The following is a 12,926-nucleotide window of genomic DNA, read 5'->3' as shown; positions in this document are numbered from 1 at the left end:
AAAGGTTCTACCGCAAAGGACGCGAAGATTTCCGCAAAGTTCGCAGAGCGGTTTTTTTGTATTATTAAGATTGGAGTATTAAGTATTTAGACAAGAGTATTAAGTATTAAGATTTGATGAATTCACCACTTTTCGTTTCATTCTGCTCAACCAAATCCACGTATCGTCGTCGCCTGAGCCTGTCGAAGGCTGCGTTGTGTACATTGCGAAAAACTTTGTGGAACGTGTTGCTACACCTGAGCATGAGCCTCTAGAATGCCAACTTCCCCAATATTTAAATTCCCAAAATATTCAACTATCGCTATCTTTGCAGCCTACAATGCCAACCAAATGACCACTCAACAAGAACGTCTGCAACTTCTAGCCGATATGATTGCCTTTTCGGTAGTCGATGGAAAACTCCACGAAAAAGAATATCGTTTGCTCTCATACATCGCCGAGATGCTCCATGTCCCGCAGGAGGAATTCAAACAACTTTTCCATGCCGAACCGAAACCCAACGTGCTTCGCTCCGAATTCGACCGCATTCAACAATTCTATCGATTGGCATTACTCATGCATGCCGACGGTGTTTTGCATGAAAAAGAAGAAATTGCCATCTGCCAAAGCGCAATCGACATGGGGTTAAATCCATCTGCTTGCAAGCGTTTACTTGCGTTAATGAAAAGCGCTCCAAAACGAACACTCGATCCCGCGCTAATTCTTGATACATTTCGGGAACAACACAATTAAATGGATTTGGGCTCTTATTATTACGAGTTTACTATCAGCGTTGCCGTTTTTCGATGAGATTTTGTCTATTCTCTATGCGTTATTTTTAAAACGACCCGAGTTCCCGCTGCAGCACCATTCTCGTATAAATCTTCGTAGGTAACCGAATAAGTGGTTTCATCGGTATTTAGTAATTCCAGCTGCTTATCGATGGCAGAAGTAGCAAACGACTCATGTTGTACGCTCTTTTCTGTTAGTTCTTTCGAAGCTTTTCTTCCAATTCCGTTGTCGTAAATCGTGCACAACAAAGTGCTGTTGGTTTCAGTAAAGGAAATTTCTAGTCTCTTTTTACCTTTTTTATGCAACAAGCCGTGTTTCAACGCATTTTCAACAAACGGTTGCAAGATCATTGGAGGCAGGCTGTCAAAATCTGGATCTAGTTCGGTTCCCACATGTATGTTATACTCAAAATCGTCGTTAAAACGCATCTTCTCTAATTCTAAATATCGTTTTAATAATTCGATTTCAGCGCTTAGCGTAATGCTTCGTTTACCCGAAAAGCTCAAAATTTCACGGGTTAGCGTTGTAAAGTTTTCCATTTGTTTGTTTGCGACTACTTTATCGCCATACATAAACAAATGCTGAATACTGTTTAAAGCATTGAAAATAAAATGCGGATTCATCTGACTTTTCAAAGCAGTAAGTTCACTTTCAGTTGCTCGTTTTTCAGCCATTAACGTTCGTGTTGCTTCTTCGTAACTGGCACGCAACAATTCATTCTTCTTTCGGTTTTGATATCTTCTGAACAACGCAAAAGCCAATACTGCCAGCAACAAAAAAACAAGAATTAAAATCCAGATCGTGCGCTCTTGCGTCTGATTTTTTAAATCCGTAATTCGTTTTTCTTGCAGCAATCCCTTAATTTTTGATTCTTTCTTTTCCGATTCAAAAGCTTCCGATAATCTTGTAATAACTTGTTCTTTTTCAATAGTATACACGCTGTCTTTTTTGCTTTGGTAGAGCAAGAGCGTTTTGTATGCTTTTGAATAATTGCCGGTTTCAAACGCTAATTCATGGAGTTTTTGATAGGCAGTTAATAAGTTATGTTGGTCGTTAATGGGTTCCGAAACGGCAATCGATTCGTTCAATAAGGCAGTTGCTCGGGTGTAATCTTTTTTCTTTTGATAGCACACAGCAAGTTCGGCTAATGGTTGTCCGAGTAAATTCGACGCTTCGTTCTCTTTTGCAATTCGTATCGCTGCTTGCAAAAATGGAATCGCTTTTTCAAACTGATTTTGCTTATAATAGCACGAACCAATATTACTTTTCGCCAAAATGATTCCGAACGGTATTTTCGCAGATTCGCAGATTCGCAATACTTCTTCGTGACATTCAATAGCTTTTTGATATTGCGATACATCACCGTAAGCAATTCCTAAATTGGTTAGAATTGGCGCCCGTTTCGGATTGTCTTTAGAACCGGTTTCAAGTAAAATTTTGTCTGCTTCCTGTAGCAAGACCAACGCTTTTTCGAACTTTTTATCGCGTGTGTAAACCGATGCCAAATTGCTATTTCCGATGACGATGTTATCGGTCATTTTTAAACGAGTAGCTAAACGTAGGGCTTGTGTGTAATAGGTAACGGCTTTGTCGTATATCGCTTGTTGGTAGTAATAATTGCCCACACAGTTTAATGCGCGAATTTCTCCCAACGGATATTTGATCTTTCTAGAAATTTGCAACGCTTTCTGCGCATACGTTAAGTTTTTAGGCTGATTTGCAAAGGTGTTTGCCACACAAAAATCAACCAATAATTCAACACGAGCGCTGTCCGATAAAGTCCTTGCTTGCAGTTTTCGTTCGATTTCGTCTGGTGTTTGGGCTCGTAAAGCCACGCTCAAAAACAATAATAGGAACAGCAGCGCTTTTTTCATAGGTAAAGCGATTTTATCAACAACTCAAAATCAGCTTTCTTTTCCCGAGCCACCGGAATCCACTTTTCATTTTCGAACACAATCGAATTTCCGTCCTTACGACTGTACTTTTTTATGTTTTGAAGATTGATTAAATACGAGCGATGACAGCGAAAGAAATGTTCGTTCTGTGTCAGCAAATCGTCAAATTCCTTGATTTTTTTCGTCACTAAATAGCTTTTTGCCAAAGTAACAACATGCGTGTACGAACCGTCGGCTTCGAAATACAAAACGTTTTTTAAGTCTACGAAAGTGAGTCCATCGGAAAGCGGCAAAGCAATTTTACTCAGCCGTTGATCGGCCATACTTTCGCGTAGTAATTGAATCTGACTACTCAAATTTCCGGGCGACTGCTGCAAAACTTTTCGGCAAGCCATTTGCAACTTTTCAATGCTAATCGGTTTTAAAATGTAATCTACCGCCGAAACTTCGAAGGCACGCAAGGCAAATTCTGCGTAAGCGGTACAAAAAACGGTCTTAAACGGCGGATTTTCAAAATATTCAAACAAGGCAAAACCGTTTTCATTCGGCATTTCGATATCCAAGAAAACAAGGTTAGGGTGCAGGGAATTAATTTTTTTTACCGCTTCTTTCACAGTTTCGGCTTCTCCGATGACTTCAAATTCGGGCGCATGCTCGGCGAGCAAACTGCGTAAATGTTGCCGGGCATTAGCTTCGTCATCAACCAATAAAACTGTCATATTTCTTGTCTATGCTGTAAAATTAAAATTTTTGTTAACGTAAAAAAGCTTCCGTTCGTGAAGTATTTTATACCATTCGTGTAAATACATTAATTACGAGCAGATTGTGGTTTTAGTTTTGGTCTAAATTTTTAAGGAATTATGAAGAAAACTCTACTATCACTGCTCACGTACGCGCTGCTCCCCACAGCTGTTTTAGCGCAACAGCCCGTACTCAAATTTTCGTTTAACAATAATCTTACCTCAGACGACAATCAGACTACATTAACTTGCGCGTCGCCAGCTTACGGTCCGGCGCGAACAGGTACTACTGGTGCTTCGTATTTTTTTAACGGCAACGCAAGTTCTGTGGCTACCGGTAATATTCCGAGCTATCTGACTGGTTTGGCCAGCCGTTCAGTTACTTTTTGGGCAAATTTTAATGCACAGTTTGGTCCGGGTAACATTGATATGTTTGGACTTGGAAACGGAAGCATCAATAATGCTGGTTTCAGTTTGGGCATTCTCGGCGGAAGTAATCCAAGTTTTTACGCCGACAACGGGCAATTTGTGTACGCAAATGCTCCGATAACAAACTTCGCGGGTAACGTTTGGAACCACTTTGCAGTAACCAACGGTACAAATGGTTTTGTCGTTTACCAAAATGGCGTACAGATTTCGGCAATACCACAAGCAGTTATTAATTTAATTGGTGCTAATTTTTCGGTAGGTATGAGTAACGATTTATCTACTGGAAATACGTTCTATATGGACGATCTTGCTTTTTACGATACGCAATTAACGCCGTTGCAAGTCCAACAAATTGCAAACGATGCTGCAACACCAACCATTTCAGTTAATGTTAATCCTGTTGCCGACATCTACGCAACTGCTGTCTGTATTGTTGATGCCAATTCAAACGCTACAACCCTTACAGTAGAATATGGTACCACACCCGCGTTTGGAAGTGTTATTCAACTGCCAAACCAAGTTACCGGAACAAATACACAACTTATCTCAGTGCCATTATCTAACTTGCTTCCAGAAACAACGTACTACGTTCGCGCAACGGCGGTAAACGGTTTGGGATCTGCAACATCAAATACATTCACATTTACAACTTCTAGTTTTATTGTAGATGTGCCAATCATCCAAAATACTAATGTAATCGCAACATCGCCAACTTCTTTTACTGTCGATTTCGAAGTCAATCCAAGAGGAAGCCAAACTTTGGTTGAATTGCTCTACACGCCTTGTCCTAATACGCCTGCCATGCCCGTTAATATCGGCAATGCAACGCTTACGATTCCGGCAGGTCAAGGCTTTGTGAGCGGTAGTCTTACAGTAACCGGACTTTCTCCAAACACCGATTTTGCGTATTCCATTCGCGCTACAAACAGTGTTTCCAATGTGCAAACTCCCTATGCATGCACCGCTACTGTACCATCTGTGGCAGTAACATCAAATGTACTGAGTAACGTAACTACCAATTCAGCACAATTAGATTTCAGTGTTTTAGGTGCTAATATTGACGTAAATTATAACGTGTTGATTTATCTGGATCAAGGTTCTTTTGATGCCGATACCGCTGTTTTTGTAGCAACCTATTCGCAAATGGTATTAGACCTAACAGGACAGCAGATTTTCCAGAATTTAATTTCGGGTACTCCTTACACGTACCGCATAAGAGTGGAATCTAATTTGGGAGACATCATCAATGTCGATGGTAGTTTTACCACATTAACCAATGCAAATGCGCCGACACCCATCCACGAATTTAAATTCGACAACTCACATTTAGACACAATTGGCGATTACGGCTTTCAAACTGCCAGCGGAAATGCCAGCAGCTTTGCAAACGATCGTTTTGGAAATGCCGCTTCAGCCTTAAAACTTATTCCAGGTAGTTCGGTAACTGCAACGCCTCCAGCAAACCGTCCGTTACCGCAAGGAAATTCAGAAAGGACCATTTCATTTTGGGCAAACTATACCACGATTTTTCTTGAAAATAACATTTTCGGGTACGGCTCAACGGTGGCGGGACAAGGTTTAGGAATTCAGGAAAACAGTACTTTGGTTAATGTGTACTTGTGGGGATCGTCGCTCAACAATATTTTTTATCCCGGAACTATCATCACCAATAAGTGGTATCATTATGTAATCACGTATGGTAACGGACAGCTTAAGTTTTACCGCGATAACATCCTCTATTTCACAGGCTCAGCTAATTTAAATACGCAAGGAAGTACCATGCGTTTGGGCAGATTGCTCAACGAAGGCCCAACAGCAACCAATACCGTTGATGCGTTGGTAGACGATTTAAAAATCTACGATGTGGCACTTTCTGCTTCACAAGTTACCGAGTTATTCAATAACAATGCCTTGAGTGTTACTGAATTAATTAAAACAAAAAACACGGTTTCGGTGTATCCAAATCCAACCAACGGTATCGTTGAAATTGATAGCGAAATGCAAATTGAAAAAGTTCTCGTATTCCAGATGAACGGCCAATTGGTATTGGAATCTAAGCAAAGTAAATTCGATTTAAGTGCTTTGCCTTCAAATGTATATGTGTTGAAAATTGTTGATAAATCTGGTGAGATCAGCACCCATAAACTGATCAAAAATTAAAACAGTAGTAGTAGTTTTTTGGGAGAGGCAGTCTGTAAAGGCTGCCTTTCTTTTTTGGTGTAGATCTTTCGAATTAAAATTTGGGCGTTCCGGCGGGTCGTTCCTCCGGCGCCGTCGCGTGCTTGCTGCAATTCAAGCGGCAAAAGTCGTTTCGGCAACGGCTTTAAAAGGGCTCCTGGCGTCGCCTTGTAAAGCCAAGCCTCAATCTACTGTCGGCGCTTTCATTTCCGCGCCGCCCGCTAACGCAACAGCGTGCACGAACAATCATTCCAGAGAACGAATCGCGAAATCGATTACCTCCAGTCAGGTCGTAATTCAACCAACTCTGCGAGAGTTTAAAACTCTCGCAGAGTTGGTTGTAAATTTCTTTTCCTTTTCATGTCGCTCGGTAACGCAACAGCGTGCACGAACCATCTTTCCAGAGAACGAATCGCGGTAACGTTACCCGCGCAACCGATTGAGCCGATACCCCACAGCCGCATGTAGCGCAGCGGAATAGGCGAGGAGTAAAGGCGAAGGCGGGACGGGGCGGCACACAAATTTCCACCACTTGCCTGCCGCCGCGATGCGCCCAAATAAAAAATCTTGTGCTATTAAAATCAATTGCATAATTGCATGCTACCTAAATTTGTCGCAAAAAAAAGAATACCATAGCTAGTATTCTTCTTGTGTTTTCCGCAATCGGCGAAAATTATTAAACCTAGAGCAGCCGACTTTACCTATTTGAACATTTACAAAACGTAAGCGCCCAGAATTTGATACACTTCGTTGATGTTGTTGCCGCCTTTACCAAATTGCTTGCTAATTGGCTGTGCTTCGCCGCGTACCCAAATCTTTAACTCGGCATCTAAATCCAACAAACCTGCGCTTTCTTTACTGAATTTGTTGATGTTCTTGTACGGAATGCTCAAGTACTCTGCCTTGCTGCCCACCAATTGTTTTTCCACTAAAATTAACCGTTTATTCGTAAAAATAAACTGATCTTTTATGATTTTATAGCCTTTTTCGATATGCTCGCCGGCTACGAGTATAGGCTGAAATTCTTTTTCTAAATCGGCAATATTGGCTTCAGAAGCGTTTCCTAAAATGGCATTAAAAATTCCCATGTGTATATTCGTTTAAGTGTTCAAAATTAAGTAATTGTTTTTAGCCAGCGCGCGGTATTCAAAACTCACAGGCTTTCACCAAAAGTAAGTAAGTTGTTGTCGGGATCAAGCATCGAAAATTCAAGCTGTCCCCACGGTTTTTCCTCCAAATTTCCGTTCGGATGTATCGGTACATTTCGCGATAACAGTTCGTTGTAAAAGCTTTTTATATCGCGTACGCGCAGGTAAATTTGTCCGTAATTTTCTTCGGGAACTAAATTTTCAAACAAGAAAAAATGAAGTTCGCAGTTGTCTTTTTCCAAAATCAGATACTCGGGATACGGCATTGCGCTCACATCGGCGAATTTTAAGAATTTCTCGTAAAATTCAACGGTTTGTGCTCGGTTTCGCATCGGAAGTTTCGGGTGAATGTGTTCAATCAATTGGTAAACAGATTATTGCTGATACTTTGTTTTATACTTCTCGTACAATTTGGTTTGGTGCGTTTGCAGATCGATGGAGCGGCCGTCGATGAATGCTTGTGTGATGTTATTTCCACGCATGTCGAGTGCATCGCCGGTCGAAACCAACAAAGTTGCCGATTTTCCTACTTCTAACGAACCGTATTGGTTGTCGATTCCCAAGATTTTCGCGGCATGTAACGTAATTAATTGCAACGCTTCTTCTTTGCTTAAGCCAAATCCTGCCGCAGTACCTGCCATAAACGGCAAATTGCGCGTGTTCATGCGTTCCATTTCCGAGCTGTTTTCCAAAGCCACGATAATTCCGGCTTTGCGCAAAATGGCAGGCATTGCATACGGTTTTTCTACCGGATCTGTGTCGTGCGAGATTAAGCTGTGAACGCGTTCGATTAGTACTGAAACCTGATATTTTTGGAGTAAATCGGTAATTTGATCAGCGTCGGAAGCGCCAACTAGAACAATTTTTTTGATGTTGAGTCGGTTTGCCATTAAAACCGCATCGGTCATTTGTTGCGCTTCGTTGGCATGAATATACAGCGTTCCACCATTTTTAAACCAGTTGGCAATAGCAAAATACGGCTCGTTTTCTTGTTCGTTAGTTTGGTTTTGGTAGGCAATGCCGATTTTCAAATAGTTTTCTAATTCGGCTACTTGCTTGTCGTAGTCTTTAGCAACCGATAGTTTTCCGCTGCCGTCCGACCAATCTCTGCCAAACGTTCGCGGGAAATTAATGTGAAGCCCTTCGTCTTCGTTAATGACGGCTTCACGCCAGTGCCAGCTATCGAGATTTACAATCGACGATTTTCCGCTGATGCGTCCGTCTCTTGGTGTGATTTGCGCCAATAAAATGCCGTTTTGTTTCGCCGTTTCAATCACTTTCGATTCAGTATTGAATGCGATAATACTTCGAACATTCGGATTGTATTTACCAATTTCGGCCATGTCGTCGCTGGCTTTAACGGCATCGATTTCGAGCAAACCTAAGGTTGAATTGGTCGCGATAAAGCCTGGGTAAATATGACTTCCTTTGGCATCAATCACTTTTTTGAAGCTGTTTTTTGGTGCCGAGTTTGCTGCACCCACGTAGGTTATTTTTCCGTTATCAAAACCGACAGCGCCACTTTCAATCACTTGCAGCGTACCAGTATGAATGATGGCATTGGTAATTAAAATCGATTCCGATTGTTTGGGTGCGGGTTGCGCTTGTGCTGTAAAGAAAGCAAGCGTAAATAACGAGATATATAGTGTTAACTTTTTCATTTTATGGTTCTAAGGTGTCGCAGTGATAGTGCTTTGGTTCGGTTTTTTTCGGCGGAATGGTAATCATTCCTTTATTTTTCTCTTCCAAAAGTTGACTAAAAATCTTCCCTTTGTCGGCATGCATTTGCAAACGAAGTTTTTCGGCTTGTTCGCGATCGAAGTAAATAGTTCCGTCAATCAAGGTTTTTTCTGCCTTAGCGTAAACCGAAAGCGGATTTTCAGACCATAAAACCAAATCGGCATCTTTTCCTACCTTAATACTTCCCACGCGATCGTCGATATGGAGCATTTTCGCCGGATTTAATGTCACAAATTTCCAAGCATCTTCTTCACTCACACCGCCGTATTTCACTGCTTTTGCTGCTTCTTGGTTCAGTCGGCGCGACATTTCCGCATCGTCTGAATTAAATCCAACTAAAACACCTTGTTTGTGCATCAGTGCGCCGTTGTATGGGATGGCGTCGTTAACTTCAAATTTATATGCCCACCAATCAGAGAAGGTAGAAGCTGCCGCGCCGTGTTTCTTCATCTCGTCGGCCACTTTGTATCCTTCCAAAATATGCGTAAACGTATTCACTCTAAAATTGTATTTCTCCGCCAAATTCATGAGCATCAAAATCTCCGATTGTACATAAGAGTGGCAGGTAATGAAACGTTTCCCATCGAGAATTTCCACTAAAGTTTCTAGTTCAGCGTCTTTTCTCGGAGCTAATCCTTTGCTTTTGGAAGCGCGGTAGTCGGCCCATTCCTTTTTATACGCCACCGCTTTATCAAAGTAGTAGGCAAAAGTTTGCTCAACCCCCATACGCGATTGCGGGTAACGCGACGGATTTTGAATGCCCCAATTGCTTTGCTTCACATTTTCACCTAACGCAAATTTTATGAATCCCGGTTGGTTTGGAAACAATAAGTTTGCGGCATTTTCGCCCCATTTTAATTTTATGATTGCCGATTTTCCGCCAATCGGATTCGCGGAGCCGTGCAGCAGTTGCGAGGTAGTTACACCACCCGATAAATTCAAATAGATGTTTAAATCGGTTGCATCGACCACATCTTGTATACTCACTTCTGCACTCGAATTATGTCCGGCTTCGTTTACGCCACTAGAAATAGCGATGTGCGAGTGCTCGTCGATGATGCCGCTCGTTAAATGTTTGCCTGTTGCATCGATTACTTTTGCAGTGCCCGCGGCTAAATTTTTTCCAACGGCTTTAATTTTTCCGTTGCTTACTAAAACATCTGTTTGAACGAGTATGCCTTCTTTTTCGTTGGTCCAAACGGTTGCATTTTTAAATAACAGGTCTTCTTTCGTTGCTTTATTAGCGAGACCATAAGCGCCGTTCGGGAAACGCGCAGGCAAAACTTCGTAAGGTTTTGGTGCTTTTTCAGGTGTTGCTTTTTCTGCAGCTGCTGTTTTCTGTAAAGTAAAAGGCACAGTTTTATTATCGAGTAAAACCGCTGTTCCGGCTATATTTTCGGCATTAACCACGTTGGCTGAGAGTCGATTAAAATTCGTGGTAAGTGAGTCGGCGGGTTTTAACAACAGTTGCAAACGGTCGCGTGAATAGCTTAGTTTGGAGTTGTATTTTACGCCGGCCAAGTCGGTAACTTCCGATTGTGCTGCTGCCGTAGTTCCAGTGATTTTTACCGTAAATTCCTGATTGTTCATACTGAGTTTGTACGTACCGCGAATGTCGATTTGTTTGCGATCTGCCAGCACGTAGGGAACTCCTTGCGTGTACGTTTCATACCAAACGGTTTCGGGTGTAAATAGCGGACCGTTAGCAACGATGAAATTTGCCTGTTTGCCTACAGCAATGCTTCCCATTTTCGAATCCAAGCCAACTAATTTGGCGGGTGTTGTGGTAAGTGCTTCAAGAGCTTTATCGGGGCTTAAGCCATATAGTATTGCCTTTTGAACATTGGCTCGAAACTCGTCTGTCTTTTTTAAATCAGCTAAAGTAAAGGCAAACGGAATGTTGTTTTTTGCTAAAGAAGCCGCATTTGCAGGTGCTTGATTCCAATAAAGTAGGTCGGAAAAGTCGATCTGATTGGCAAGGTTTGCATCAGAAACGTCGTAGGCTTCAGGAAACGCAAGTGAAGTGATTACGGCACTTTGCGTTTTTTTCAAATCGTCTAAAATTAGATAATCTGTTCCGCTGGTTTTAACGATGGTTTGAAATCCGAATTCTTGGTGAAGTTTTAGGGCACGAAGCGCACTTTGATGATCGCGTACTTCGAATATTTTAGGAAGCGATAATTGTTCGTTAAACGCTTGTAAGTCGGCATCTTGAATACCGTTGTTTTTTGCCCAAATAGCGTCGTTATAAAATTGACGTAGCAAAGCAATGCTTCCCATCAACGAACTTGGATACGATTGTATGGCTGCCACACTCCGATCGAAGCTGTAAAACGTTGCCGATTTAGGATTGAGAATGCGTTTAGCCGAATTTTCGAGCAGTAGCGAAATAGCGGCTCCCGTTCCGCGAACAATGCCGTCGCGCTGGTGGGTAACTACTGTTGAGAATCCGTTCTTTAAAAACGACTCTGCTCTTTCCGAATCAAAATTAAACAGCGACACGGCTTGCTGATGCGCTTTGATGTTGTCGTTCCAGTAAAAGCCTTTTGCCGGTAAATCGTAAACAGGTGAATTGCGGTAGTTTGAATTGGGTTTTGAAATTCCGAAATTGCTGTAAATGTCTATGAATGAAGGATAAACAGATAATCCTTGCAAATCTTCGACAAGGTAATTTTTAGGAACACTCAAATTTTGACCTACTGCTTTGATGATGCCATCCGAAACTAAAATTGTGGCATTTTCAAGCAATTGTCCGTTTCCTGTGTAAACTTTACAATTCGTAAATGCTTGATTTTTTGTGGTTTGAACCTGAGTAGATTCGTTGTTGGGAAAGTAAATTTGACCGTGAAGTGCTACTGGCAGAAACAGCAGCAAAACCTTTAATTTTTTAAACATACTGTAAGATTATCGACCAAATTTAGTAAAATACGGTTGAGTGACCTTGTTAAATGATAAATCTGCTTGAAAACTTCTCTTTTTTAATATTTACGGTTTTTCCGTAAAATTATTTTTCAGCACCTTTTTACCTTCGCTGCATCTAAGCCTAATTTTTTGAATATATGCCTTTAGTTAAAATTTACGGAAGTGCCGTTTTTGGTGTCGATGCAACCACTATTACTGTTGAAGTCCACATGGACAAAGGAATTGGCTACCATTTGGTTGGTTTACCCGACAGTGCCGTTAAAGAAAGTAGTTACCGCATTGCAGCTGCGCTGAAGAATTCGGGCTATAATTTTCCGGGAAAGCGAATAACTGTGAATATGGCGCCAGCCGATTTACGCAAGGAAGGATCGGCCTACGACTTAACCCTGGCAATCGGAATTTTAATCGGTTCGGGACAGTTACAAGCGTCTGAAATCGAACAATTTATCGTCATGGGCGAATTGTCTTTAGACGGTAGTTTGCAGCCCATTCGCGGTGCACTGCCCATTGCCATCAAAGCAAAAGCCGATGGATTTAAAGGTTTTTTACTTCCGATACAAAACGCTGCAGAGGCGGCTATCGTTGCTGGTTTTGATGTGTATGGCATTTCTAATTTGTCGGAAATTGTTGGTTTTCTTTCCGGACAACTCAGTTTAACGCCTCAGCAACCTCAAATAGCTGTACCGCAAGAGCACGAATTGGAACGCGATCTCGATTTTGCAGATGTAAAAGGACAGGAAGGAATTAAACGCTGTATGGAAATTGCTGCTGCAGGCGGACACAACATCATTTTAATTGGCCCACCCGGATCGGGAAAAACAATGCTTGCCAAACGGTTGCCTTCTATTTTACCTGAAATGAGTTTGCAAGAAGCGCTCGAAACCACAAAAATTCATTCGGTAGCGGGAAAGGTAAAATCGGCAGGATTAATTTCGAGACGACCTTTTCGGAGTCCGCACCACTCGTGCTCGTCGGCGGCTTTGGTTGGTGGCGGTAGTTTTCCACAGCCTGGAGAAATTTCTTTGGCGCATAACGGCGTTTTGTTTCTCGACGAATTACCCGAATTTAAACGCGAAGTTCTCGAAGTGATGCGCCAACCTTTA

At 41.9% G+C, this 12,926-nt stretch carries 9 protein-coding genes; 3 read left to right on the top strand and 6 right to left on the bottom strand.

All coding sequences use genetic code 11. The features are described from left to right. Positions 1–330: 330 nt before the first annotated feature. Positions 331–732 carry a TerB family tellurite resistance protein gene (locus CHX27_RS02330; protein ID WP_094485157.1) on the top strand — a complete coding sequence of 134 codons (402 nt, stop codon included), beginning with the start codon at positions 331–333 and terminating at the stop codon, positions 730–732. Positions 733–797: 65 nt separating this feature from the next. On the opposite strand, the gene CHX27_RS02325 is transcribed toward CHX27_RS02330, so the two are convergent. Together CHX27_RS02325 and CHX27_RS02320 are read right to left on the bottom strand one after the other, a co-directional pair. Next, positions 798–2,645 (bottom strand): tetratricopeptide repeat-containing sensor histidine kinase, encoded by a 1,848-nt coding sequence (locus CHX27_RS02325; protein WP_094485156.1) that lies wholly within the window; start codon positions 2,643–2,645, stop codon positions 798–800. Further along, entirely contained in the window at positions 2,642–3,385 is a 744-nt protein-coding gene (locus CHX27_RS02320; RefSeq protein ID WP_094485155.1) for a LytR/AlgR family response regulator transcription factor, read from the bottom strand. The genes CHX27_RS02325 and CHX27_RS02320 overlap by 4 nt, the downstream gene beginning before the upstream one ends. Positions 3,386–3,526: 141 nt before the next feature. Between CHX27_RS02320 and CHX27_RS02315 the strand changes: the two genes are divergently transcribed. Further along, a complete protein-coding gene (locus tag CHX27_RS02315) occupies positions 3,527–5,995 on the top strand; it encodes a LamG-like jellyroll fold domain-containing protein (RefSeq protein ID WP_094485154.1) in 2,469 nt (822 codons plus the stop codon). A gap of 731 nt (positions 5,996–6,726) precedes the next feature. Here CHX27_RS02315 and CHX27_RS02305 read toward each other — a convergent pair. The 4 genes from CHX27_RS02305 to CHX27_RS02290 form a co-directional block, all read right to left on the bottom strand. Then, positions 6,727–7,101 carry a PH domain-containing protein gene (locus tag CHX27_RS02305; protein WP_094485152.1) on the bottom strand — a complete coding sequence of 125 codons (375 nt, stop codon included), beginning with the start codon at positions 7,099–7,101 and terminating at the stop codon, positions 6,727–6,729. Positions 7,102–7,166: 65 nt separating this feature from the next. Next, entirely contained in the window at positions 7,167–7,523 is a 357-nt protein-coding gene (locus CHX27_RS02300) for a bleomycin resistance protein (RefSeq protein WP_094485151.1), read from the bottom strand. 12 nt (positions 7,524–7,535) lie between these two features. After that, positions 7,536–8,822, bottom strand: a complete 1,287-nt coding sequence (locus tag CHX27_RS02295) for an amidohydrolase family protein (protein WP_094485150.1) — start codon at positions 8,820–8,822, stop codon at positions 7,536–7,538. A gap of 1 nt (position 8,823) precedes the next feature. Continuing rightward, complete coding sequence (locus CHX27_RS02290) at positions 8,824–11,796, bottom strand: amidohydrolase family protein (protein WP_094485149.1); 2,973 nt, start codon at positions 11,794–11,796, stop codon at positions 8,824–8,826. A 164-nt stretch (positions 11,797–11,960) separates the two neighbouring features. On the opposite strand from CHX27_RS02290, the gene CHX27_RS02285 reads away from it, so the two are divergent. Further along, positions 11,961–12,926 (top strand): YifB family Mg chelatase-like AAA ATPase (locus CHX27_RS02285; protein WP_133063395.1); only part of this gene is annotated, 966 nt, incomplete at its 3' end.

The organism is Flavobacterium aurantiibacter, from assembly GCF_002251775.1.
Taxonomy (GTDB): domain Bacteria; phylum Bacteroidota; class Bacteroidia; order Flavobacteriales; family Flavobacteriaceae; genus Flavobacterium; species Flavobacterium aurantiibacter.
The sequence above is the reverse complement of the archived record's forward strand: the minus strand, read 5'-3'. Positions and strand labels throughout refer to the sequence as shown.